Annotated in this window: 19 protein-coding genes and 1 pseudogene; 7 read left to right on the forward strand and 13 right to left on the reverse strand. The window is 71.9% G+C overall.

Going from position 1 to position 25,365, the window contains the following annotated elements; translation table 11 throughout:
• Positions 1-29: 29 nt before the first annotated feature.
• The 3 genes from ABZS77_RS03915 (at position 30) to ABZS77_RS03925 (ending at position 2,692) form a co-directional block, all read left to right on the forward strand.
• Positions 30-203, forward strand: a complete 174-nt coding sequence (locus ABZS77_RS03915) for a hypothetical protein (RefSeq protein ID WP_354816642.1) — start codon at positions 30-32, stop codon at positions 201-203.
• A gap of 80 nt (positions 204-283) precedes the next feature.
• Positions 284-1,561 carry a PP2C family protein-serine/threonine phosphatase gene (locus ABZS77_RS03920; RefSeq protein ID WP_354816645.1) on the forward strand — a complete coding sequence of 426 codons (1,278 nt, stop codon included), beginning with the start codon at positions 284-286 and terminating at the stop codon, positions 1,559-1,561.
• 63 nt (positions 1,562-1,624) lie between these two features.
• On the forward strand, positions 1,625-2,692 hold the full coding sequence (locus tag ABZS77_RS03925) for a DUF2855 family protein (RefSeq protein WP_354816648.1): 1,068 nt from the start codon (positions 1,625-1,627) through the stop codon (positions 2,690-2,692).
• Positions 2,693-2,702: 10 nt separating this feature from the next.
• Here ABZS77_RS03925 and ABZS77_RS03930 read toward each other — a convergent pair whose 3' ends face one another.
• From ABZS77_RS03930 to ABZS77_RS03945, 4 genes and pseudogenes are all read right to left on the reverse strand, one after another.
• Entirely contained in the window at positions 2,703-3,092 is a 390-nt protein-coding gene (locus tag ABZS77_RS03930; protein ID WP_354816651.1) for an SDR family oxidoreductase, read from the reverse strand.
• A 64-nt stretch (positions 3,093-3,156) separates the two neighbouring features.
• A pseudogene (locus ABZS77_RS03935) lies at positions 3,157-3,504 on the reverse strand (SDR family NAD(P)-dependent oxidoreductase); the annotation flags it as partial.
• A 14-nt stretch (positions 3,505-3,518) separates the two neighbouring features.
• Complete coding sequence (locus tag ABZS77_RS03940) at positions 3,519-4,325, reverse strand: RNA polymerase sigma factor SigF (protein ID WP_354816654.1); 807 nt, start codon at positions 4,323-4,325, stop codon at positions 3,519-3,521.
• A 232-nt stretch (positions 4,326-4,557) separates the two neighbouring features.
• Positions 4,558-4,743, reverse strand: a complete 186-nt coding sequence (locus tag ABZS77_RS03945) for a hypothetical protein (RefSeq protein WP_354816657.1) — start codon at positions 4,741-4,743, stop codon at positions 4,558-4,560.
• 330 nt (positions 4,744-5,073) lie between these two features.
• On the opposite strand from ABZS77_RS03945, the gene ABZS77_RS03950 reads away from it, so the two are divergent.
• From ABZS77_RS03950 to ABZS77_RS03960, 3 genes are all read left to right on the forward strand, one after another.
• Positions 5,074-6,948, forward strand: coding sequence for a sigma-70 family RNA polymerase sigma factor (locus ABZS77_RS03950; RefSeq protein WP_354816660.1), 1,875 nt, complete (start codon positions 5,074-5,076; stop codon positions 6,946-6,948).
• 434 nt (positions 6,949-7,382) lie between these two features.
• Positions 7,383-8,669, forward strand: a complete 1,287-nt coding sequence (locus ABZS77_RS03955) for a cellulose binding domain-containing protein (RefSeq protein ID WP_354816663.1) — start codon at positions 7,383-7,385, stop codon at positions 8,667-8,669.
• A gap of 217 nt (positions 8,670-8,886) precedes the next feature.
• Positions 8,887-9,252, forward strand: coding sequence for an STAS domain-containing protein (locus ABZS77_RS03960; RefSeq protein WP_354816666.1), 366 nt, complete (start codon positions 8,887-8,889; stop codon positions 9,250-9,252).
• Here the strand turns inward: ABZS77_RS03960 and ABZS77_RS03965 are convergent.
• Entirely contained in the window at positions 9,249-10,475 is a 1,227-nt protein-coding gene (locus ABZS77_RS03965) for a PP2C family protein-serine/threonine phosphatase (protein WP_354816669.1), read from the reverse strand. The two genes, ABZS77_RS03960 and ABZS77_RS03965, sit on opposite strands and share 4 nt — an antisense overlap.
• Positions 10,476-10,769: 294 nt before the next feature.
• Here ABZS77_RS03965 and ABZS77_RS03970 point away from each other — a divergent pair, with 294 nt between their 5' ends.
• The gene (locus ABZS77_RS03970) at positions 10,770-12,173 is read left to right on the forward strand and encodes a glycoside hydrolase family 6 protein (protein ID WP_354816672.1); all 1,404 of its coding nucleotides are present in this window, start codon (positions 10,770-10,772) and stop codon (positions 12,171-12,173) included.
• 211 nt (positions 12,174-12,384) lie between these two features.
• On the opposite strand, the gene ABZS77_RS03975 is transcribed toward ABZS77_RS03970, so the two are convergent.
• The 8 genes from ABZS77_RS03975 to ABZS77_RS04010 form a co-directional block, all read right to left on the reverse strand.
• Complete coding sequence (locus ABZS77_RS03975) at positions 12,385-12,690, reverse strand: AzlD domain-containing protein (RefSeq protein ID WP_354816675.1); 306 nt, start codon at positions 12,688-12,690, stop codon at positions 12,385-12,387.
• Positions 12,687-13,442 carry an AzlC family ABC transporter permease gene (locus tag ABZS77_RS03980; protein ID WP_354816678.1) on the reverse strand — a complete coding sequence of 252 codons (756 nt, stop codon included), beginning with the start codon at positions 13,440-13,442 and terminating at the stop codon, positions 12,687-12,689. Before ABZS77_RS03980 ends, ABZS77_RS03975 begins: the two co-directional genes overlap by 4 nt.
• A complete protein-coding gene (locus ABZS77_RS03985; RefSeq protein ID WP_354816681.1) occupies positions 13,439-14,038 on the reverse strand; it encodes a histidine phosphatase family protein in 600 nt (199 codons plus the stop codon). Before ABZS77_RS03985 ends, ABZS77_RS03980 begins: the two co-directional genes overlap by 4 nt.
• Positions 14,039-14,120: 82 nt before the next feature.
• Positions 14,121-15,560, reverse strand: a complete 1,440-nt coding sequence (locus ABZS77_RS03990; RefSeq protein ID WP_354816684.1) for a nuclease-related domain-containing protein — start codon at positions 15,558-15,560, stop codon at positions 14,121-14,123.
• A gap of 90 nt (positions 15,561-15,650) precedes the next feature.
• Positions 15,651-18,026, reverse strand: coding sequence for an aminotransferase class I/II-fold pyridoxal phosphate-dependent enzyme (locus ABZS77_RS03995; RefSeq protein ID WP_354816687.1), 2,376 nt, complete (start codon positions 18,024-18,026; stop codon positions 15,651-15,653).
• Positions 18,027-18,053: 27 nt separating this feature from the next.
• Entirely contained in the window at positions 18,054-18,281 is a 228-nt protein-coding gene (locus ABZS77_RS04000; protein WP_354816690.1) for an MbtH family NRPS accessory protein, read from the reverse strand.
• Positions 18,282-18,363: 82 nt separating this feature from the next.
• Positions 18,364-19,413 carry a 4-hydroxyphenylpyruvate dioxygenase gene (hppD, locus tag ABZS77_RS04005; RefSeq protein WP_354816693.1) on the reverse strand — a complete coding sequence of 350 codons (1,050 nt, stop codon included), beginning with the start codon at positions 19,411-19,413 and terminating at the stop codon, positions 18,364-18,366.
• Positions 19,410-25,346: an amino acid adenylation domain-containing protein gene (locus ABZS77_RS04010; protein ID WP_354816696.1), complete on the reverse strand. Its 5,937-nt coding sequence runs from the start codon at positions 25,344-25,346 to the stop codon at positions 19,410-19,412. Before ABZS77_RS04010 ends, hppD begins: the two co-directional genes overlap by 4 nt.
• Positions 25,347-25,365 lie beyond the last annotated feature (19 nt).

Genomic DNA, 25,365 nt, shown 5'->3' on the forward strand with positions numbered 1-25,365 from the left:
ACCGCACGCCCGACCAGGGGAGCACACAAGTGACAATTGCCCGGCACAAGATCGTCAGCGCACTTCGCGACCGGGGCCAGCAGGCCAGGGCCGACTGGGTCGAGCGGGAGCTGCCCGAGCGGGTCGACCCCGCCAAGCACTCCGGGCTGCTCGCCACCCTGCACCTCGACCCGGCCGACCTCGCCGACGTGTCGTCCGCGTGAGGATGACGCCGCCCGGCCCGACGAGTGGGTGAGCACGCCGCGCCGACCCGCTGTGGCGGGGACGTCGTCATGCTCCTACGGTGGTGAGACCCGGTCTGCTCGTCTCCGTCGCCGGAGAAAGCGGGAGGTGGAGCATGGTCGACGCCGGCAACGCGGTGCGGTCGTTGCAGCTCAACGCACCTCAGGGCGGGCCGGACGACCTGCCCCTGCTGATCACCGGTGCCTCCTCGGCGATCAACGCCACCGAGATCGTGGTCTATCTGGCCGACTACACGCAGTCCCTGCTGGTGCCGATGCTCGGCGCGGGCGTCGTCCGGGGCGAGCAGCCGGTCGAGACGACCCTCGCCGGCCGGGCGTTCACCACCCTCGACATCCAGCGCGCCCCCGACAATCCCGACCGGATCTGGGTTCCGCTGCTGCTCGGCTGTGAGCGGATGGGCGTGCTCGAGGTCGTCACGCCGGCCGCTGCCGACCCCGCCACCGAGGGTCCGGCCTGGGAGGTCGCGGTCACCGTCGCCCAGATCCTGGTGAACCGCCGGCTCTACGGCGACGTGGTCGAACGGATGCGCCGTCGGCTCCCGATGCAGGTCGCCGCCGAGATCGTGTGGGGTCTGCTGCCGCCGCTGACGTTCGCGACCGACGACATGGTGGTCACCGCCATCCTGGAGCCGTGTTACGACGTCGGCGGGGACATCTTCGACTACGCGTTGAACGGTGACGTGCTGAGCGTCGGGCTGTTCGACACCTGCGGGCACGGCATCAAGGCGAGCACCCTGGCCTCGCTGGTGGTCAGCGCGTACCGCAACGCCCGCCGGTGTGGCCTCGACCTGGTCGACACCGCGATCAGCATCGACCGGTGGGTGCGGTCCGAGCATCCGAACCTCTTCGCGACCGGGCTGCTCGCCGAGTTGGACCGGACCACCGGGCGACTGCGCATGATCAACGCTGGTCATCCCGGGGCGATGCTGCTCCGCGACGGCAAGGCCATCCGGGAGCTGCCGGGGCCTACCGCGTTGCCGCTCGGCCTGGGGCACCTGTCGAGCCGACGCCCCCGGGTGCACGTGGAGGACCTGCACCCCGGCGACCGGGTCCTCGCGTACACCGACGGCATCACCGACGCGCGCAGCGCCGAGGGCGAGCAGTTCGGGGTGGACCGGCTCGTCGACTTCGTCAACCGCGCCCTCAACGACGGTCTGCCGAGCCCGGAGACGATGCGCCGGCTGGTCCGTGCGGTCGTCTCGTACCAGCAGGACGAGCTGGACGACGACGCCACCGCCGTGTTCCTGGAATGGCGACCGCCGCACACCCCGCTCGCCCACCTGCGGGATCTCAGCGCGCTGACCACCGGTTCGCCGTAGCGAGTGGGATTTTGCACTCCCAGTGCACTTGTCCGCGTACCCGCGGGTGTTTAGCGTCGGTCCATGGCTCCCTCCTGGACATTCGCCGTGGACCGCGCGGACCTCGGCCGGTGCACCCTCGTCGACGGCCCGTCAGCCGACCCGTCCGACGGTGAGGCGCTGCTGCGGGTCGACCGCGTCGGCCTCACCGCCAACAACGTCACCTACGCGGTGCTCGGCGACGCGATGCGCTACTGGGAGTTCTTCCCACCCGGCCCGCGCGGACTCGCGCCGGAGTGGGGGCTTCCCCCGCTCTGGGGCTTCGCCGAGGTGGTCGCGTCGACAGTCGCGGGCGTCGAGGTAGGCCAGCGGGTGTACGGATACCTGCCGCCCGCCGGGCACCTGCTGGTGCGACCGGACCGGGTGGACGCGTCCGGATTCCGCGACGCGAGCCCGCACCGGGCCGAGCTGCCCTCGCCGTACAACGCGTACCGCTCGACCAGCGGTGACCCGGCGTACCGGCCGGATCAGGAGGACCTGCTGATCCTGTTCCGACCGCTGTTCTTCACCTCGTTCATGCTTGCCGACCAGGTCGTCGACAACGGCTTCTACGGCGCGGAGTCGCTGCTACTGTCGTCGGCGTCGAGCAAGACCGCGTACGCCGCCGCCACCGAGCTGCACGGCCGTGGTCCACGCCTCGTCGGGCTCACCTCACCCGGCAACCTCGCGTTCACCAGGTCGCTCGGCTGCTACGACCAGGTCGTCGCGTACGACGACATCGACACGCTCGACGCCGTCCCGACCGTCTACCTCGACCTGTCCGGAGCACCGTCGACCCGCGCCGCCCTGCGTCAGCACCTCGGTGACCACCTGGTCCGGGACATCGCCGTCGGCCTCACCAACCAGACCCCGAACGCCGACGCCGCCGACGAGGTGTTCTTCGCGCCCGTGCAGATGCGCAAACGCGGTCAGGACTGGGGGCGCGACGGCCTCGACAAGCGGTTCACCGAGGCGTGGCGGCGCTTCACCGCTGTGGTGGACGGGTGGCTCGACGTCGAGGTCGGTGCCGGGCCCGAGGCCCTACGGCACGCGTGGCTCGACGTCCTCGCCGGCCGTACGCCGCCGCGGGTGGGTCACGTCGTGCAGCTCTGACGAGCAGCGGTCACGGGACTATCGCGTCGACGTATCCGCCGTCGACGCGGACGGCGGCGCCTGTCGTGGCGGAGGCGAGCGGCGAGGCCAGGTACGTGATCATGTTGGCGATCTCCTCGGGCTCGATCAGCCGCTGGAGCAGCGACTGCGGCCGGTGCAGTCGCATGAACTCGCGCTGCGCCTCGTCCCACGGGAGGCTGTCGCCGACGAGTTCGGCGACGAAGTCCTCGACGCCGCCGGTGTGGGTCGGCCCGGCGAGCACCGAGTTGACTGTCACGCCGGTGCCGGCGGCGGCCTTGGCGAAGCCACGGGAGACGCCGAGCAGGGCCGTCTTCGAGACGCCGTAATGGATCATCTCGGTCGGGGTGACGACCGCCGAGTCGCTGCCGATGAACTGCACCCGCCCCCCAGCCGCGTTCGATCATGGCGGGCAGGTACGCGCGGGTCAGCCGGACGCCGGCCAGCACGTTCACCTCGAAGTAGCGACGCCACTCCTCGTCGGTGATCTCCAGCGCGGGGGTGGGCCCGAAGATGCCGAGGTTGTTGACCAGGACGTCGACTGTGGGCAGCAGGTCGAGGGTGCGCGCGGCCCCCTCCTCGGTGGAGACGTCCGCGTCCACCTCCACCACGTCCGCGCCGGGGACCTCCCCGCGCAGGGCGTCCGCCGCGCGTTTGACGCTGGCGGCGGTACGGCCGTTGACGGCCACCCGCGCGCCGGCGCGGGCGAGGCCGACGGTGATGGCCGCCCCGATCCCCTGGGTCGACCCGGTGACCAGCGCGGTCCTGCCGGAGAGGTCGATGTGCAGGGCCATTCGTCGTCGTGTTCCTAGGAGGCGCTGTCGTCCGAGAGGTGGCGTCGCAGGGTCGCCAACGATCGGGTGATCAGCCGGGAGACGTGCATCTGCGAGACGCCGATCTTGTCGGCGATCTGGGACTGGGTCAGGTTGCCGTGGAAGCGCAGGCTGAGGATCTCCTGTTCGCGCTCGGGCAGCGTGGCGAGTGCGGGACCGAGGGCCACGCGGATGTCGACGAGGTCGAACTCGTGGTCGTCGCCGCCGAGGGTGTCGCCGAGTTCCCTGCCTCCGTCGGTCCCGATCGGGGTGGACAACGACGTGGCCCGGTAGGCGCGGGCGCCCTCCAGCCCTTCCAGGACGCTCTCCTCGGAGACGTCGAGGTAGGACGCGATGTCCGCCACCGTGGGCTGGCGGCCGAGGCTGTGGGTGAGGGTGCTGTTGGCCGCACTGATCGACAGGCGCAGTTCCTGGAGGCGGCGGGGCACCCGTACGGCCCAGGTGCGGTCCCGGAAGTAGCGCTTGATCTCGCCGATGATGGTGGGGATGGCGTACCCGCTGAAGTCGATGCCCCGGCTGGGGTCGAAGTTGTCCACGGCCTTGATGAGGCCGACCGAAGCGGTCTGGATCAGGTCGTCGTCGGGTGCGCCGCGGCCCGCGTAGCGGCGTGCCAGGTGCCGGGCGAGCGGCAGCCACGCCTCGATGGTGCGGTCCCGCAGGGCCGATCGGCGTGGGTCGTCGGTAGGGGTGACAGCCAGTTTGGCCAGGAGGTCCTCCGGGCTCTGGCTGGTGCTTCGCTGGCCGACGCGTGTGGTGGTCGCCGATTCGATCGTGGTGGACATGGGTGGTCCCTCCCGCGCTTGCCCGTCGATCGGGTCGACCGGAAGATCTCCGAACCGGCTGTCGCCGGGGCGCACGTGCGGGCGACGTGCGCTGTCGTCAGGCCACGAGCACGGGCCTCACCACCGCGTCATGTCGTTCACTTGATGAACGGGACACTACCCGAAAGAGTGAGTGATTGCCACCCGAAAGTACGATGTCGCGCTGGTGGGGTGGGGCGGGCGACCGGCTTGGTCAGTTGCCGTGGTCCGCGTCGTCGCCGGTGTTGCCGCCCGGCCGGGCCGGCGTCACGGTGAACGGGTGGCGGAGTCGGCGCATGGCCTCCTCGCTGCCGTCGACGGTCACCGCCGACCCGTCGACACCGTCACCGTTCGACGTGGCGAGGAACAGCGCGGGGCGGTCGTGGTCATTCGAAGTCATGCGGGAATCCTGTCTTCCGCGAAGGGAGGGTGTCCGGGTCTCGGCAGGGATCGCCGCACGACCTGGTGACGAACCGGTGTGCACACCGGCGCCCGATCAGGGTGTCTCGTTCACGGGCGAGCGCCCGGCGACACCGACACACCGCACCATACCCGGCGTCGACAACCGTCATGCGCCGCCGCCGGAACCTCGCGGCCGCCCCGGGTCGCACCGACCGACGGGTGACCGCAGAATTTTCGTAATCCGCCCGACTCCCGCCCGTCTCCGATAAGGGGCGGTCAGCACGTACCACGCCCCTTATCGACGATGAGCGCAGAAGGAGTGAGACTCATGTCGTCAGCCGGTCGGGGACTACCCGACGTCGGGGCCGTCGTCGCCGCCCGCCAGGGCGACCAGCGCGCCCTGGACGACGTCGTAGCGGCCTCGCTCCCGCTGGTCTACAACATCGTCGGGCGTGCGCTGCGCGGGCACGCGGACGTCGACGACGTGGTCCAGGAGACGTTGGTACGGGTGATCCGGCACCTGCCCGGGCTCAACGATCCGGCCGCGTTCCGGTCCTGGCTGGTGGCGATCACCATCCGCCAGGTGCGCGACTGGGAACAGCGCCGGCGGGTGGCGCTCAGTCGCGACGCCGGGCTGGACGCGATCCACAACGTGCCCGACCCCGGCTCCGACTTCGCGGCGTTGACGATCCTCCGGCTCGGTCTCACCGACCAGCGGCGCGAGGTCGCCGAGGCGACCCGCTGGCTCGACCCGGACGATCGGGAGCTGCTCTCGCTCTGGTGGCTGGAGGAGACCGGCGCGCTCGAGCGGACCGAGGTCGCCGACGCGCTGGGGCTCGCACCGGGGCACGTCGCGGTGCGGGTGCACCGGATGAAGGACCAGATCCAGACGGCCCGCGCCGTCGTCCGCGCGCTACGGGCCCGCCCCGGCTGCCCGGACCTGCGCACCGTGGCCGACGGGTGGGACGGCGTCCCCCATCCACTGTGGCGCAAGAGGCTGGCCCGGCACGTACGGGACTGTGCGGTCTGCGCACGGCTGGGCGCGACCCTCCTGCCGATCGACAGGCTGCTCGCCGGCCTGCCGATGCTGCCGCTGCCGGCCGGCCTGGGTGTGCACCTGCCGGTTGCCGCGCCGCCTCCCGATCCGTCCCCGGTCGCCGGGTCCCACCCCCCGGATCCGACGACCGGGGGCACCGCCGGGACGACCCCGCCCGCCGACGGCGACGGCGGGCAGTCGCTGGCCGACCTCGCGCTGAACCGGCCCCGTGGCCTGCTCCCGTCGCTCGCCGTCGGGGCCGCCGCCGTCGTCCTCGCCATCACCACCCTCGTGGTGATCCGGCCGGACGACCCGCCCGCGCCCTCGTGGGCCGCTCCGCCCTCCGCGACACCCGCCGACGTCCGCACCCCGGTCGCCCCGCCCACACCGAGCGCCCGGCCCTCGTCGCGGGCACCGGTCGCGCCCGCGGTCGGCTCCGGGCGCAAGGGCGTTTCGGTGTGGACCTTCGACGGGGTCAGCCAGGCGCTGGCCAGCTCGAAGGCCGACTGGTACTACACCTGGGGCACGCAGCACCAGGGCATCACCACCCCACCGGGGGTGACGTTCGTGCCGATGATCCGGGGCGCGGAGAACGTCACCGCGCCGGAGCTGGCGCGGGCCAGGGCGGCCGGCCCGTACCTGCTCACGTTCAACGAGCCGGACCTGCCGGACCAGTCCAACCTGACCGTCGAGCAGGCGCTCGAGCTGTGGCCCCGGTTGATGGCCACGGGCAGCAGGCTGGGCAGCCCGGCGGTCGCCTGGGGGGCCGCCGATCCGCAGGGCTGGCTGGGTCGGTTCATGGCCGGCGCGGAGGCCCGTGGGCACCGGGTCGACTTCGTCACCCTGCACTGGTTCGGCGCCGACTTCACCACCGCCACGGCGGTCGACCAGCTCAGGCGGTACCTCCAGGACGTGTACCAGCGGTACCGCAAGCCGATCTGGCTGACCGAGTTCGCGCTGATCCGCTTCGGCGGCGGCCAGCAGTTCCCCAGCCAGGAGCAGCAGGCCGCCTTCCTCACCGCGGCCACCACGATGCTGGGCCAACTGCCGTACGTGCAGCGCTACGCCTGGTTCGGTCTGCCCGCCACCGACAAGGACCGGTCGGGGCTGTTCCGTGGCGGATCCGACGCCACAGTGGTCGGGCGCGCTTTCCAGGCGGCACGATGACCGGTCGCCGGCGGGATTCGCGTGCCGGCCGCCCTGGCCGGTGCCGGCGGCCCTGGCCGTGTCGCGGGAGGGGCCCGGAGCGGGAGTCCGTCACTGCCTCGTTCGCCCTGTCCGTCTGATCAGGTGGGCCCGCCGCCGTCCTGACCCCTGCTCCCCGGGCGGCGTCCGGGCCTGCCGCAAACATCGCTTGTTATCGATAACATGCTATGTTTGCGTGGGGAGCGAAGGGCACGCTCCCGGTCACCCGAGCCATCCGGCGAGGACGCGTCGAGGGCATCGACCCTCCCGCCACCTCCCCGGCGGTGACCAGTCCGGGCCATCGGAACGATGCCTGATGACGTCGCCTTCGGCCGTATGCCCGGCCACCGACGTCCCGCCGCCGGCATCGCACCCCCACCACCGGCACCTGACGCCCAATCGCAAGGAGTCACGCAATGCCGAAACGAAGGCACCTCCTCACATCCATCGCGGCCGCGGCGGTTCTCCTCGCGGCCACCGCCGGCGGCGCGCTGAACGGCGGCCTCCGCGAAGCGGTGGCGGCGACGAACGGCACCCTCGCGGCCACCGCCGGCTGCGGCAAGGCCCCCACGCTGACCAGTGGGACGCGCACGATCCAGAGCAGTGGACAGAGCCGTACCTACAACCTGCGGATCCCGGACGGGTACGACCGGAACCACCCGTACCGACTGATCTTCGGCTTCCACTGGTTGAACGGCTCCGCCAACAACGTCACCTCGGCGGGCTACTACGGGCTCCAACCGCTGTCGAACAACAGCACGATCTTCGTCGCGCCGCAGGGTCTCAACGCCGGCTGGGCCAACACCAACGGTCGGGACCTGACCCTCTTCGACGACATCTCCCGCCAGATCGAGAACGACCTGTGCGTGGACACGACGCAGCGTTTCGCTCTCGGCTGGAGCTACGGCGGGGCCATGAGCTACGCGGTGGCCTGCGCCCGGCCCGATGTCATCCGCGCGGTCACCGTGCTGTCCGGCGCCAACCTCAGCGGATGCAACGGCGGTACGCAGCCGGTGGCCTACTTCGGCATCCACGGCATCTACGACAGCGTGCTGAACATCTCCCAGGGCCGGCAGTTGCGTGACACGTTCGTCCGGAACAACGGCTGCACCGCGCAGAGCCCGCGCGAGCCGAGCAGAGGCAGCCTCACCCACATCACCACCACCTACTCGGGATGCCGGGCCGGTTACCCCGTGCAGTGGGCGGCGTTCGACGGGGACCACACGCCCAGCCCGGTCGACGGGTCCGGCAGCCCCAACGACTCCCGGACCTGGACCTCCGGTGAGATCTGGAGGTTCTTCAGCCAGTTCCAGTCGACCACGCCCCCGACGACCCCGCCGCCGACCACCCCGCCCCCGACCACTCCGCCGCCGACGACCCCGCCGCCGACGGGTGAGCCGGGCACCTGCGCCGCCACCTACCGGACGGTCAACACCTGGCCCGGCGGCTTCCAGGGTGAGGTGACCGTGGCCAACAACACGGCCGCGACCCTGAACGGTTGGACCGTGGGTCTGACCCTGGCCAACGGCCAGGCCATCAGCAGCCTCTGGAGCGGAACCAACACGGGCACCACCGGCAGCGTCACGGTCCGCAACGCGCCGTACAACGGTGCTCTGGCCGCGAACGCCTCGACCACGTTCGGGTTCACCGCCACCGGCGACGGCGCCACCGCACCGGGCAACATCACCTGCACCAGCCCCTGAGCGAGGGCGAAGGAGGGGCCCGGAGCCGGTCGGCTCCGGGCCCGCTGCCGGTCCGGCGCCGCCGGGCGGCCCGGTCGACGACCGCCCAGGCCATGTCGCGGGCCGGCCGGTACGGGTCCGCCCACACGGGCGGGGATCTACACCGGCCGAGGGCGGTTCACCTGCGGGAGAATAGGGTAAGTGGGGGACTGTCCGTGGGGAGGTCGTGGTTGTGGGTGTGGAGTTGTCGGTCCGGCCGGGCCGTGATTGCACGGTTCTCGAAGTGCGCGGTGAGCTGGACATGGCGACGTCCCCACAGCTGCGCGAGGGTCTGCAGCGGTTGGTCGACGCTGGCGACCACCAGGTGGTGGTGGACCTCTCGGGTGTGGGCTTCCTGGATTCCAGCGCGCTTGGCGCGTTGGTCGTGATGTTCAAGGCGTTCGGTGACGTCGGCGGTCGGCTGTGCCTCGCCGCGGTGCAGCCCGGCGTGCGCAGTGTCCTGACGATCACATCGGTGGACCGGGCGATCGACGTGTACGACAGCGTGCCGGCGGCCGAAGCCGAGATGCCGTCCACGGCGACGCGGCAAGCTGGTGGTCGCTAGGGCAGGGCGGCACTGGCACGCGCCTGGTCGGCGCCCGCGCTGCTACGCCTGTCCTCACGGTGACCGCCGTGCCAGTCGAGGATGAACAGGGTGGCGTCGTCGGCCAACGTCGGCCCGCTGACCTCGAGGACGGCGTCGGCCAACGCCCGTACGGCCTCGCGCGGGTGCAGTTCCGTGATCGACCGCAGCATGTCCGGTAGGTCCAGGCTGGCGGCGTTGCGTTCGCGCATGCCGTCGGTGACCACCACCAGGCGGTCACCCGGTCGCAGCGCGATCTCGTCGGCGTGGAAGTCGGCGTGGGCGAACATGCCCAGGGGGAAGTTGGCCGGCAACTCCAGCGTCCGGGTGTCCCCGTCGCGTACCAGCAGCGGTGGCACGTGCCCGGCGTTGAGCAGCGCGCACACCCCGGTGCGCAGGTCGAGACGACCGAGGGCCGCGGTGACGAAACTGCCGGGCGCGGTGGCGTGTTCGGCCACGTCGGTGTTCGCCGAGTCGGCCTGCCGCACCAGGTCGAACCCGCGCCGGCGGCTGTTGCGCAGGCTGCCCACACCCAGGGTGGCGGTCAGCGCGCTTGTCACTCCGTGGCCCATCGCGTCGGTGACGCTGAAGTGCAGCACGTCGCGGGACAGGCTGTAGTCGAAGGTGTCCCCGCCGATGCTCGCCGCGGGCTCCAACCAGCCGGACAGGGTGAACGAGCTGGCCTCGCAGGTGAACGAGGCGGGCAGCAGGCGGCGCTGGATCTCCCCGGAGAGGGTGAACGGGGTCGTGCGTTGCCCCCACTCGAAGAGGTCGGTGTGCCGGCGGTTGGCGATCACCACGAACGCCAGCACGTGCGCCGTGCGGGTGATCTCCTCCACCATGCGCGGGGTGGGTTCGTCCGGCAGGACCATCTCGAGGATGCCGATCGCCTCACCACGGTCGGTCACCGGCGCGAACACCGTCCACCGGTCCGGTGTCGCGACCACCTGCACCCGCTGGGTGCGCAGCGCCTGCTCGGTGGGGCCACCGTCGAACGGCATCACCGTGGCGACCTCGCCGCCCCGGCGTCCCACGCCGGCGTCGTCGAACGGGATGTGTGCCAACCGGACCAACGCCCGACCGCTGAGGTCAGCGATCAGAAACGCGACGGTACGCGCCCCCAGCGCCGCGCCCAGTGCCCGCGTGACCGACTCGACCGCCTCGACCGGCGAGGAGTTCTCCGCCGCGTCCAGCATCTGTGCCATGATTCGTCCTCGATTGCCTTCCACCGTCCGAGCCTACGAGACCCGATCGGTCGTCGCCGAGCACGTCGGCTGAGGGGCCTGGATCGGCACCTGGCGTTCCCGGAGTCCCCTGCGGGCGCTGCGCCCGTGGCGGCACTGGTCCGCCCGTTCCCGAGTGGCCGGGCACGGTGAGAGCGAACCGGCAATCGCATCGACGAGCCTTGACGTCTTGGCAGCGGCGCGCGCCTCCGCTACCGTCCATGGGAACGCTCCCATGAATTTGGATACATCCATGTAGTCAGGAGGAAACACGTCGTGGCTATCCTCTCCCTCCGGTTCCGCAGATCCGCGGCCCTCAGCGTGGCGGCCATCGCGGGCGTCACCGCCGCCGGCATCTGCCTCACCGTCGGCGGCGCGTCCGCGGGCACGGTGTCCGGCCCGCTCTACCGCGACCCGAGTTCGGCGGTCGTCCGCTGGGTCGCCGCCAACCCCGGCGACTCGCGTGCCGCCGTCATCCGCGACAAGATCGCGAGTCAGCCGCAGGCCCGCTGGTTCGCCAACTTCAACCCGTCGACGGTGCAGTCCGAGGTCTCCGGCTTCGTCGGCGCCGCCAACGCGGCGCAGCAGATCCCGGTGCTGGCGGTGTACGAGATCACCAACCGGGACTGCGGCGGGGCCAGCGCCGGCGGGGCGCCGGACCTCAACCAGTACCAGACGTGGGTGTCCAACTTCGCCAGAGGGCTGGGCAACCAGACGGTCCTGATCATCCTGGAGACCGACTCGCTCGCCCTGCAGACGTGCCTGAGCAGCGGCGAGCTCAACGCCCGAAACCAGGCGATCACGACCGCCACCCGGACCATCAAGTCGGCCAACCCCAACGCCAAGGTGTACCTCGACGCCGGTCACTCCACCTGGAACAGCGCTGGTGAGACGGCCAACCGGCTCCGGGCAGCGGGCGTGCAGTACGCCGACGGCTTCTTCAGCAACGTGTCGAACTTCAACTCGACGTCCAGTGAGGCGAACTTCGGCCGGGCGGTCATCTCCGCCCTCAACGGCATGGGCCTCTCGGGCAAACGCCAGGTCATCGACACCAGCCGCAACGGCGGCGCCAGCGGAGACTGGTGCGGCGACGACAACACCGACCGGCGCATCGGGCAGTACCCGACGACGAACACCGGCGACAGCAACATCGACGCGTACCTCTGGGTGAAGCCGCCGGGGGAGGCGGACGGCTGCCGCTACACGGCCGGCTCGTTCCAGCCGGACCTGGCCTACAGCCTCGCCAACGGCATGCCCAACCCGCCGACGACGACCCCGCCGACGACGACCCCGCCGACGACGACCCCGCCGACGACGACTCCGCCGACGACCACTCCGCCGACCACCACCCCGCCGACCACCCCGCCGAACTCCTCGCCGCCGGCCGGTGACGGCTGCTACGCGGACGTGGCGGTCAACCGGTGGGCCGAGGGCTTCACCGCGAACGTGACGGTCACCGCCGGCAAGTCGGAGATCAACGGCTGGACCGTGACCATCACGCTGCCCAGCGGCACCGCGGTCACCGGCACCTGGAACGCCCAGGCCACCGGTACCAGCGGAACCGTCCGGTTCACCAACATGAGCTACAACGGACGGATCGCCGGCCGGCAGTCGACCACCTTCGGCTTCCAGGGCACCGGCACCGGACCGGGCGTGCAGGCCACCTGCGTGACCAGCTGACCCACCCGACGACGCGGCCCGGCGCGGAGGACCACCCTCCGCACCGGGCCCGTCCCGTCCCCCGGCCGTAGCGCTCCCCGTGGCCCACCGTCAACGGCACCGCACGGCCACCGTGCGGAGCGACGCTGCGCTGGTTCCGTCCAGCCGCCCGGGGTGTGGACCCCTGCGTGCCGCCGCCGGCCTCCGCGTCACCGGCGGTCGGAGGACGAGGCTAGAAGATCAGCCGGGTGAGCGCGGTGGCCGCCGCCGCGCAGACGATCACGGCGAGGAAGGGTGCCCGGAGCAGCACGGCGACCAGCGCGACCGCCACCCCGACGAGCCGGGCGTCCAGCACGATCCGCTCCTGGCCGCCGACGGTCTGCACGACGATCAGGCTCACCAGCACCCCAACCGGCAGGAGGGCCGCCGCGGCGGTGACCCGGGGATGCTCCAGCAGCGGGGCCGGCATCAGGAAGCCGAGCAGCTTGAGCGCGTAGCACCCGGCCGCCGCCAGCAGGATCGCCACCCACATGCTCATCCGTCCACCCCGTCCGACGTCCCGTGGCCAGCCGTAACCACCCCGGCGAGCCTCGGCATGAGCGTCACGACGGCCATCACCACCGCCGCGGCCGCCAGCACCACCACCCCGGCAGGCTGGAACGGGACGAGGCAGAGGGCCACCACGGCGGTGGCCGTGGCGACCAGCCACGCCGGTCGGGTGCGGATCCGTGGTGCGACGAGGGCGACGAAGGCCGCCGGGGCGACGGCGTCCAACCCGATGGCCGCCGGGTCGGTGATCATGTCGCCGCTGAGGGCACCGAGCAGCGTGGCCAGGTTCCACAGCACGAAGACCGAAGCGCCGGTCGCCCAGAACGCCAACGATGCGAACTCCACGCGCCGCTGCCCGACGGCCATCGCGGTGGACTCGTCGATCACGAGATGCGCGCCGACCAGCCTGCGCAGTCCCCGTAGTCGCAGGAGCCGGTCCAGGCCGAAGCCGTAGAACGAGTTGCGCATGCCCAGCAGCACCGCGGGAAGGACGCCCGCGAGCGGCGCGCCGCCGGCGGCCACCGCCCCCACGAAGGCGAACTGCGACGCGCCGGTGAACATCAGCGCGGAGAGCGCGGCCGTCTGGGCGGTGGAGAGCCCGGCGGCGTCGGAGAGCGCCCCGAAGGAGAAGCCGTAGGTGCCGGTTGCCAGCCCGACCGCCAGGGCATCGCGGATGACGGTACGCCGCCGGGCCGGCTGCGCCTGAGGTCGGGCTGTCGCCGGCAGTGCCGGCTCGGTCACGGCAGCGCCCCGGCGTACGGCGGCAGCCCGGTCCACCGCTGGTCCGACGCCAGGTGGCTGACGTCGTTGTACGCGACCAGGGCGGGCGGCCGGTCGGGGCGGTACAGGATGACGGTGAGCGCGCAGTTCGCCGCGTTGAGACCCAACCAGCGGGCGTCCGGCGCGTCGAGGGCGTGCCTGACGAACCAGGCGATCAGGAAGTTGTGGGTGACGATCAGTTCGTGGGTCTCCACCGTTGCGGGAGTGGCGAACCGCTCGATGGCAGCAGCGGCCAGCCGGGCGCCCTCGGCGTGCTCCGTAGGGGAAACGTCGTCGAGGAACCGGGCGTACGGCTCCGGGAGCGCACCGGGGTCGGGCAACGGCGGTACGTAGTCCCCCACGATCGGGGAGCGGTGCAGGGGGACACCCGCGAGCTCCCGGCCCACCAACTGCGCGGTGTGGGTGGCACGGGGCAGCGGTCCATGGTGGACCGCGGTCAGTGGCACGGCGGCGAGCCGCCGTCCCAACGCCCGCGCCTGTTCCCGTCCCCGGGCGGTCAGCTCGCCCTCGTCGACGGCTTCGCCGTGTCGGGCGAGGTAGAGAAGACGGTTCGGCACGTTGCTCCTCGTCAGCGGTGGACGGTCGCCCGGCCGGAGCCGGCCGTCCGGGCAGTGGTGGACGGCGGGCCCTCGGGCCAGGTCACGGCGCGGCGCGCAGCTCGTCACCCCGCTGCCGAGGCAGGCCGCGCGGCGACGTCACCACGGCCGCCGGTTCGATCTCGTCGCCCCGGTGGACCGCGGCGACGAGCCGGTCGGTGAGATCCGACATGGTCACGGACGGCTGGAACGGGCCCCCGTCGGGAAGGACGTCCACGGGCCGGGGTGGCGCCCCGTCGGTGACCCGGCCGGTCTGCACCGCGCGGGCCAGCCCCGCCAGGCCGAGCAGGTCGGCCGCCACGCCCCCGGCCCGATCCGCCGGCCACGTGCGGTGGCCGGGTTCCCGGCTCGCCAGGGCGGAGGCGAGGCCGGCGGCGTGCCACCCGGTGATCCTGATCCGCGGGTCCAGCCAGCCCTGTTCGACCGTGCCACCCCGGGGCGGTCGGGGGTTGACGATGACGGACCACGGCGACAGGGCGGTGTGCTGCACGTCCCGCGCGTGGGCCTCGGCGAGCGCCGCCCCCAACTGGCTGATGATGCCGGACCTGCCGCGTTCGTCGAGGGCCGCACCGTGCAGTGCGAGGAAATGGTCGAGCCGGAGCGCCCGTTCCTGGTTCGTCAGCAGTGCGGGACCGGACCGGTGGTGGCCCAGCGTCACCACCTCGATGATGCCGGGATGCCGGAGGCCACGCAGCAGAAGGTGTTCACGAAGCGTCGCCTCCTCCAGCAGCGCCAGTTGCCGCGCGCCGCCGGCGGGACCGGACACGTACACCCGTACCTGGCGGGAGACCTTGTCGAGCACCGTGCTCCAGGCCGTGTAGTCCTGCCAGGCGGGGGCCACCTCGATGGGCTCCTCGGTGACCTGCCAGGTGCCGATCCGGCTCCACTCCTCGACCGGCCCGCAGCCGGCCAGGCGCAGCAGCTCCGGCATCGCCCGGGAGACGGCCACCGCGGCGTCCACCCACTCCGGCGGCGCGGGCCGGCTGAGCAGGTCGGCCTGCAACCGGGGGAGTCCGGCGGGTCCGCCCGGGTCCGGACCGTATACCCGGTCGGCCTGATCCGGGGTGAGGCGGACGTCGAGGCTCGGCTCCGGCAGGTAGACCGCGCCGTGCACGGTGGGTGCCGGCAGCCCCAGGGACGCCGCCGCCCGACCGAGAACGGCCGACAGGTGCGCCGCCTTGATGTCGGCGGTCCGCCGGGGGCTGTCGACGGCGCGGGTCCGGCCGCTGGCGGTCAGCAGCCATGTCCCGCCGATGTTGCGGACGCTGCCGCGCAGCGTCTCCACCTCGACCAGGCACAGCCCGGTGGGCGTCGCGACCAGCAGGTCCACGCTGTGCACGTGGCCGCTGTCGGCGACGAACGAGAAGTGCGACCAGGTCCGGTACGGCTCCTCGTCGGGCAGCAGCCGGTGGATCCCCTCGATCGCTCGCGGCTCGTCGGAGAAACGCCACGGCGTGATGGTCCAACAGCGGTCCTGCCGCATGTGATGTCGTCCCTTCGGGCTCTACAGGTGCGGGTCACCGGACGGCTCGACCGGAGGCGACGGCGCGGTCGCCCGGATCGGCCGTCCCGCTCAGGTCGGACCGCCGGTGGGCCGCTCTCCAGGCAGCTTCGCACAGCCCGTCTCGGCCGCGACGAACCGGGCCAACCGGTCGACGCCCTCGACGATCCCCTCCTCGGAGAGGCAGCTGAAGGAGAGCCGGATGTGGTGCGAGTCCCCGCCCTCGGGTTGGAAGTAGGACAGAGGCACCCAGATCACCCCGTGGTCCCGCGCCGACCTGGTCAGCGCCTCCTCGCCCGCCAGGAAGGGCAGGCGGACCACGAGGAAGAAGCCGCCACCCGGGTCGGTCCAGCTCACCCCGTGCACGTCCCGCTCGGCGGGCGGGAAGTGGTGGGCGAGCCGGTCCAGCATGACCTGCCGCATCCGCCCGTAGTGGGCCGCCGCCGGCCGGTTCGCCTCGGACAGCCGGCCCGCCGCCAGGAGCGCGCCCGCCACGACGGCCTGGCTCAGCGGTGAGGTGTTCACCGTGACCATGCTCTTGATCTTGACCAGCTCGGCGGCAAGCGGCCAGCGGCGACCGCTGTCGTCAAGCACCTCCTGGTCGGCGACGACGTAGCCGATCCGGGCGCCCGGGAAGACCGACTTCGCGTACGAGCCGAGCTGGATCACGGTACGTCGCCGGTCCATCGACTTCAGCGACGGCAGCGGGTCCGCGCCGCCGAGCAGACGGTACGGCGAGTCCTCCAGCAGCAGGATCCCGTGCTCGGCGGCCACGTCGAGGAGTTCCTGCCGGTGGGCCGTCGGGATCGTCCGCCCCGACGGGTTCGAGTGGTCGGGCACCACGTAGCAGGCCCGGGGTCGACGGCCGGCCGCCCGTTGCTCCCGAACCGCCGCCGCGACCGCGGCACCGGTCAACCCGTCCGGCCCCTCGGGCACCGGGACGATCGGGATGTCCAGGATCCGGGCCGCGCCGGAGATGCCGACGTAGCAGGGGCTCGGCACCAGCAGGACGTCCCGGGCGTCCGCGTGCAGTGCCCGCAGGACCAGCAGCATCGCCTCCTGGGCGCCGACGGTGACCACGATGCTCTCCGGCGACACGTCGACGTCCTCGTCCACGCGCAGCATCCGGGCCACGTGATCGCGGATCTGCCCGGCCGTGTCGCCGTACTGGAAGATCTCCCGGCGCAGTTCGGTCTCGCCGGCTCCCCGGGCGCGCCTGTCGTCCAGGTACCGCGTCAGGTGACGCTGCACGTTGTCCAGGTCGAAATCGGCCTCGTACGGTCGGCCCGGGCCGAACGAGACCGCGGCCGGATAACGCGACGTGACCTCGTTGAGGAATGTCATCGTGTCCAGCACCGGGTCCCGCAGGCTGCCGTGCAGATCGGCGACGTGCACGGTGCCGACGGGCCGGTGCACCCGGTCGACGGACCGGCGCAGGCGCGGCACACCGGCCATCAGCATGGCCTCGCCCAGCTCCTCGGTGAGCAGGTCGAGCACGTGGCCCACCCCCTTCTCACCGTCGACCGCCAGACCGTGCAGCACGGGCCGGCCGACCAGCACCGCGTCCGCGCCACGGTCGAGGGCGACCAGGACGTCGGTGCCGCTGCGCACACCCCCGTCCAGCAGGACCGGCACGGCGCCGTCGACCCGGTCCGCGACCGGGCCGAGCAGGTCGAGGGTGGCCGGGGCGGCGCTGAACTGCCGTCCACCGTGGTTGGAGACGATCACACCCGCCGCGCCGTGCCGCACGGCCAGCTCCGCGTCCTCGGCCGCCGCGACACCCTTCAGCAGCACGGGCAGCCGGGTCACCGACCGCAGCCACTCGACGTCGCTCCAGGAGAGCGCCGGCGCGAACGCCCGCTGACTGTGCGCCAGCGGCGAGGTCACCTCGTCGTCCGGAAGGTTCACCGCCCGTACGCCCGGTGGCAGTTGAAAGCTCCGCCGCAGGTCACGCAGGCGCCGGGCCATCCGCGGGGTGTCCACGGTCAACACCAGGGCGGTCATGCCGGCCGCCTCGGCCGCCGCGACGACGTGCCGGGTGACGCCCCGGTCGGCGAACGCGTAGAGCTGCAACCACAGTGGGCCGCCCACCGCGGCGATGTCGGCGAACGGCACCGACGCCATGGTGCTGACCACGTACGGCACTCCCCGTGCCGCCGCCGCCCGGGCGGTGGCCAGTTCTCCCTCCGGGTGGGCCATGGTCTGGAAAGCGGTCGGCGCGACCGCTATCGGCGCCGGCCACCGGTGACCGAGCAGGACCGTCGTCGGGTCGGGCTCCGCCGTACCGGTCAGCACCCGCGGTGTCAGGGTGGCCCGGTCGAACGCCTCGCGGTTGGCCCGCAGGCTCCGCTCGTCACCCTGGCCGCCCTCGATGAAGTCCCACACCGGCGGCGACAACCGCCGACGGGCTTCCGCCTCGTAGTCGGCCAGGGTGAAGAGCGCGCTCATGATCCTCCTCCGGGGTGGGGTGGGTGGTCAGCCGGAGATCCCGGTGCGGTCCATGTCCCGGCGCAGGGACAGCGGACGCATGTCCGTCCACACCTCGCCCACGTGCTCCAGACACGCTTCCCGGCTCCCCGTGAACCCCTCCTGCCGCCAGCCGGCCGGCAGGTCCCTGCCCTGCGGCCAGATGGAGTACTGCTCCTCGTCGTTGACCACGACGCCGAAGGTCTGCTCGTTGTCGTTCTCGTTCTCGCCGAACATGTGCTCTCCCCGATGTGCGGATGGGATGGATGTGCTTGTCGCCGACCACGGACCGGGCGCCGGAACGCTGCCCGGGCACCCGTCAGCCGACGGCGGCCTGCTCTTCGGCGACGGCCGAGTAGAGCGCCTTGATGTTGCCGCTGCCGAACAGGCGCGCACCCATCCGCTCGATGACCTCGACGAAGAAGGTGTGCCGCGGATGGGTCGACCGGGCGAAGATCTGGAAGAGCTGGCCGGCGTGGTCGGTGTCGGCCAGCACACCCAGCTCACGCAGCTCGGCGATGGAGTGCCCGATCGGGGTCAGCCGGCTCGGCAGCGCCTCGTAGTAGGCCCCCGGGATCGGAAGGAACTCCACGCCGTTGTCCCGCAGCCGGCGTACCGAGGCGACGATGTCGTCGGTACGGAACGCCACGTGCTGGACACCCGCGCCGCCGTGCCGGGCGATGAAGTCGTCGATCTGCCCGGCCGCGGCCGTGCTGTCCGGTTCCAGGATGGTGAAGGTGACGTCGCCGGCGGCGTTCTGCACCACCTCCGAGTTCATCGCCTGCTCGCCGACGAGCACCCGCTCGTCGAAGATCGACTCGAAGTCGAGCACCGTGCGGTAGTGGTCCACCCAGCGGCCCAGCTCACCCTCGGGAACGCAGACGGCGAAGTGGTCGGTGTCCAGCAGACCCGCGCTGCCCTCCGACGCCACGGGCCGGTGACCCGGCACCGGTGCCTCCGGCCCGGTCAGTTCCAGCAGGGTGTGCACCATGTCCCCGAAGCCGCCGATCGTCGCGGCGAGCGCTCCGCCGTGCCGGGGCGACGGTGCCGGCGCGGCGATCGGCACGGCGCCCCGCTCCACGGCGGCGGCGAAGGTGGCCCGTACGTCGGGGGTGGCAAGCGCGATGTCCGCGACCCCGTCACCGTGGCGTGCCACGTAGTCGGTGACCGGGTCACCCGCCACCTGCGAGGAGGTGAAGACCACAGTTCCGGCGGGAGGCCCGAGGACGACCGAGGTGACGCCCTCGGCAGTCGCCGGCTCCCCGGCCGCGAGGCCGTGCCGGGCCGCGAACTCGGCCGCCGCGCCGACCGCGTCGTGGACGTGGAACTCCGTGTACGCCAACCGCAGGTCCCTCATCGAACTGGTCATGCCAGCGCCTCCTTCGTCGTTGATTCGTCAGCGGGCCGCGTGTCGTCGGCCCTCTGGTCGCCGGCCGTCACGGCCGCTTCCAGGGCGGTGCCAACCGTGGTCACCGCGGGTGGAGCGAGCATTCCGAAGTGGTCCCCGTCGGCGGTGACCCGGTGTACGCGCCCGCCCACATACGGATGCCAGAGTTCGGGGCCGAACACCGCTGCCGCCTCGTCCCGGCCGGCGGTGACGAGGGTGACGTCACCGGGGAAGTAAGTCTTCCCCAGCTCGTCTGCGGCCGCCCGGTACCGCACCGCCGACGTCACCACCTGGTCCGCCTCGTCCGGGGTCAGCCCCCACAGGTCGGCGAGCGACGCGCGCAGCGTCTCCCCGTCGACGGGCACCGACCCGTCGCCGGCAGGGTGGCTGGCGGCGAAGCCGGCCAGGACGTCCGTGGCCGGATCGGACGCGGCGACCCCCAGCACCCGGTGCTGCTCGGCGAACGGATAGGCGTCGATCAGGGTCAGGCTCGCCACCCGGCCCCGCTCCGCCAGCTCCGCGGCGACCGCGTGGGCGACCACGCCCCCGACCGACCAGCCCGCCAGGTGGTATTCCGGGGCCGGGCAGGTCTGCTCGATCAGGTCGACCAGCGCCGGGACGAGACCCGGGCCGTCGCCACCCGACCACCCCGTGGCCTGCACGCCGTAGACCGGGTGGTCCTCCGGGATGTACGGCAGCAGCGACGCGTACCCCCAGCTCAGCCCGCTGACCGGGGGCAGCAGGACGAGCGGGGTCGCCTCCCCGGTGGCGCGCAGCGGGATCACCGGCGCGAGCAGCACGCCCCCGCTGGTCGCCGGAGCCAGCAGCAGCGGGGCGAGGTCCTCGACGCGCGGAGCCTCGAAGACGGCCCGCACCCGGGCCGGCACGCCCAGTTCACGGATCCGCGCGACCAACTGCACGGCCAACATCGAGTTGCCGCCGAGGGCGAAGAAGTCGTCGTGGGGGGTGACGTGGGGTAGGTCGAGGAGTTCGGCGAACAGGCCGCAGAGGATGTCTTCGCGGGGGTCGTGGGTGTCGTGGCGGCTGGTGTTCGGGGGTCGGGGGGTGGGCAGGGTCGGGACGTGTCGGGCGGTGCGTTCGGTCAGCGCGTTCAGGTCCGCCTCGGTCAGTGGGACCTGGGACAGGCGCAGGTCGGGGTCGGCGGCGACGGCGGTCATGAACTGGGTGAACACCACGGCGATGTGTTCGGCGGTGGCCTGGTCGAACAGGTCCAGGCTGAACTCCACCGACCCGCTGATGCCCGCCGGTCGGCCGAACGCGTCGCGGGATTCCTGGAACGACATCGCCAGGTCGAACTTCGCCGCGTACCAGTCGAAGTCCTCGACCACCGCGTCCACGCCGTCCAGGCGCAACTCCACCTCGTCGACGCCCTGCCAGGCCAGCATCACCTGGAACAACGGATGCCGCGCCAACGACCGTGGCGGGTTGACCATCTCCACCAGCCGCTCGAACGGCATCTCCTGATGCCCGAACGCGGCCAGGTCCGTCTCGCGCACCCGCGCCGCCAACTCCACGAACGTCGGATCACCCGCCGTCGAGGTGCGCAACACCAGCGTGTTCACGAAGAACCCGACCAGATCCTCCAACGCCTCGTCGTCGCGACCCGCCACCACCGTGCCGATCGGCACGTCCGTGCCCGCACCCAACCGGGTCAACACCGCCGCCAACCCCGCCTGCACCACCATGAACAAGCTGACCTTGTTCACCCGGGCGACATCCGCCAACGCCGTGTGCACCCCGTCGGCGAGAGTGAACTCCACCAACCCGCCACGACCCGTCGGCGCCACCGGACGCGGCCGGTCCACCGGCAACGGCAACTCCAACGGCAACCCCGCCAACGCCTCCCGCCAGAACGCCAACTGCCGCCCCGACACGCTGCCCGGATCGTCCTCGACGCCCAACAACTCCCGCTGCCACAACGCGTAATCCACGTACTGCACCGGCAACGGCGCCCACCCCGGCGCCACCCCCGCACGCCGCGCCGCATACGCCCGCGACAGATCCCCCAACAACGGACCCATCGACCAACCATCACCAGCGATGTGATGCACCACCACCACCAGCACCGACTCCGCCGGACCCACCTCGAACAACCACGCCCGCAACGGCGGATCCACCGTCAGATCGAAACCAGCCCCCGCCGCCTCACGCACCTGCCCGGCCAACTCCCGCGCCGACACCCGACGCACCACCAACTCCGGCACCCACTGCGCCAACACCACCTGAACCGGAGCGCCACCCACCTGCGGAAACACCGTCCGCAACGACTCATGCCGACCCACCACGTCAGCCAACGCCGACCGCAACGCACCCACATCCAACCCACCGCGCAACCGCACCGCGAACGGAATGTTGTACGCCCCCGACACACCCTCCAACTGACCGATGAACCACAACCGCGCCTGCGCGAACGACAACGGCACCCGCTCCGGACGCGGCACCACCACCACACCCGAACGCGCCGCACCCACCACACCCAACCGCCGCACCACACCCGCCACCGTCGGGAACTCGAACAGATCCCGAACCGCCAACTCCACACCCAACAAACCCCGCACCCGCGCCACCAACCGCACGGCCAACAACGAGTGACCGCCGAGGGCGAAGAAGTCGTCGTGGGGGGTGACGTGGGGTAGGTCGAGGAGTTCGGCGAACAGGCCGCAGAGGATGTCTTCGCGGGGGTCGTGGGTGTCGTGGCGGCTGGTGTTCGGGGGTCGGGGGGTGGGCAGGGTCGGGACGTGTCGGGCGGTGCGTTCGGTCAGCGCGTTCAGGTCCGCCTCGGTCAGTGGGACCTGGGACAGGCGCAGGTCGGGGTCGGCGGCGACGGCGGTCATGAACTGGGTGAACACCACGGCGATGTGTTCGGCGGTGGCCTGGTCGAACAGGTCCAGGCTGAACTCCACCGACCCGCTGATGCCCGCCGGTCGGCCGAACGCGTCGCGGGATTCCTGGAACGACATCGCCAGGTCGAACTTCGCCGCGTACCAGTCGAAGTCCTCGACCACCGCGTCCACGCCGTCCAGGCGCAACTCCACCTCGTCGACGCCCTGCCAGGCCAGCATCACCTGGAACAACGGATGCCGCGCCAACGACCGTGGCGGGTTGACCATCTCCACCAGCCGCTCGAACGGCATCTCCTGATGCCCGAACGCGGCCAGGTCCGTCTCGCGCACCCGCGCCGCCAACTCCACGAACGTCGGATCACCCGCCGTCGAGGTGCGCAACACCAGCGTGTTCACGAAGAACCCGACCAGATCCTCCAACGCCTCGTCGTCGCGACCCGCCACCACCGTGCCGATCGGCACGTCCGTGCCCGCACCCAACCGGGTCAACACCGCCGCCAACCCCGCCTGCACCACCATGAACAAGCTGACCTTGTTCACCCGGGCGACATCCGCCAACGCCGTGTGCACCCCGTCGGCGAGAGTGAACTCCACCAACCCGCCACGACCCGTCGGCGCCACCGGACGCGGCCGGTCCACCGGCAACGGCAACTCCAACGGCAACCCCGCCAACGCCTCCCGCCAGAACGCCAACTGCCGCCCCGACACGCTGCCCGGATCGTCCTCGACGCCCAACAACTCCCGCTGCCACAACGCGTAATCCACGTACTGCACCGGCAACGGCGCCCACCCCGGCGCCACCCCCGCACGCCGCGCCGCATACGCCCGCGACAGATCCCCCAACAACGGACCCATCGACCAACCATCACCAGCGATGTGATGCACCACCACCACCAGCACCGACTCCGCCGGACCCACCTCGAACAACCACGCCCGCAACGGCGGATCCACCGTCAGATCGAAACCAGCCCCCGCCGCCTCACGCACCTGCCCGGCCAACTCCCGCGCCGACACCCGACGCACCACCAACTCCGGCACCCACTGCGCCAACACCACCTGAACCGGAGCGCCACCCACCTGCGGAAACACCGTCCGCAACGACTCATGCCGACCCACCACGTCAGCCAACGCCGACCGCAACGCACCCACATCCAACCCACCGCGCAACCGCACCGCGAACGGAATGTTGTACGCCCCCGACACACCCTCCAACTGACCGATGAACCACAACCGCGCCTGCGCGAACGACAACGGCACCCGCTCCGGACGCGGCACCACCACCACACCCGAACGCGCCGCACCCACCACACCCAACCGCCGCACCACACCCGCCACCGTCGGGAACTCGAACAGATCCCGAACCGCCAACTCCACACCCAACAAACCCCGCACCCGCGCCACCAACCGCACCGCCAACAACGAGTTCCCACCCAGGGCGAAGAAGTCGTCGTCGACACCCACGTGCGGCTGATGCAGCAGCTCGGCGAAGAGGTCGCAGAGCGCGGCCTCCTGCGCGTTGCGCGGTGCCCCGCCGGCGCGTCGGCGCGGTGGTTCCGGCAGGGCCTGCCTGTCGATCTTGCCGTTGGCGGTGAGCGGCAGGTGCTTCATGCGGACGAACTCCTGCGGCACCATGTAGTCCGGCAGCACCCCGCCGACGTGCTCCTTCAACGCCCGCACGGAGAGGTCACCGCGGGGCGCCGGCACGACGTACGCGATCAGCCGGTAGCTTCCGGCGTGGTCGGGGCGGGCGACGACGACCACCTGCGACACCCCGGGGCGGCTGGCCAGCACGGCCTCGATCTCGCCGAGTTCCACCCGGTTGCCGCGTACCTTGATCTGTCCGTCGGCCCGGCCGACGAAGAGCAGCTCGCCGTTCGTCGCGCGCCGGACCAGATCGCCCGTGCGGTACATCCGCGACCCGGAAGGCCCGAACGGGCAGGGCACGAAGCGTTCCGCGGTCATCCCGGGCAGGCCGAGATAGCCCCGGGCGAGCCCGGCCCCGGCCACGTACAGCTCGCCGACCTCGCCCGGCGCCACCTCGGCCATGGACCCGTCGAGCACGTGCACCGACATCCCGTCCCGCGGCCGGCCCAGCGGCAGCGGCGCGGAGGCGGGTCGACCCGGGTCCAGCTCCGTCTGGCTGGCGATGAGGGTGACCTCGGTGGGTCCGTACATGTGCCGCACCACGGTCCCCGGGCAGGTGTCGAGGACCCGTCCGGCCGCGCTCGGGCTCACCACGTCGCCCCCGGCGGAGACCTCCCGCAGTTGGGCGAAGACCTCCGGCGTGGTCTCGGCCAGTGCGTCGAACAGGCCGGCGGTCAGGCTGACGGCGGTCAGGCCGAAGCGCGAGGTGAGCGTGCTCAGCACCTCGGCGGTGAGGACACCCGGCGGCGCCACCACCACCCGGCCGCCGTTGAGCAACGGCACCCAGATCTCGTACGTGGACAGGTCGAACGCGTGCGGCGAGTGGAACAGCACCGCACCGGTGCTGCTGTTGGCCCGCCAGCAGCTGTCCGTGGCGAGTTGCACCACCGCCCGCTGGGTGATGGCGACGCCCTTGGGCCGCCCGGTCGACCCCGACGTGTACATCACGTAGGCGAGCTGGTCCGGCGACACCGGCGTACCGGGATCGTCCGTCGCCTCGCCGTCCAGGTCCAGGTCCGCGAGGCGGACGATCGCGGCGGCCGAGTCGAACGGCGCCGGGTCGTTCGCCTCGTCGAGCAGCAGGAGGCGGGCGCCGGCGTCGGCCACCACGGCCGCCATCCGGTGCGGCGGGAACGCGCCGTGCACCGGCAGGTACGTGCCGCCCGCCTTCGCGACGGCCAACAGCGACACCACCAGGTCGACGGAGCGCTCCTGGAGCAGCGCCACCGGCTCCTCGGCCCGAAGACCGAGGCCGAGCAGGTGCCGGGCCAGCCGGTTGGCGCGACGGTCCAGGTCGGCGTACGTCAGTTCGCCGTCCTCGCCGACCACGGCGACGGCCCCGGGCGTGCGGGCGGCCTGGGTCGCGAACCGCCCCGCGATGGTCGCCGTGCGCTGATCGTCAGTCATGTGCTGCTCCCGTGTCGCC

The sequence above is a fragment of the Micromonospora sp. NPDC005298 genome, assembly GCF_040607375.1.
Lineage (GTDB): Bacteria > Actinomycetota > Actinomycetes > Mycobacteriales > Micromonosporaceae > Micromonospora.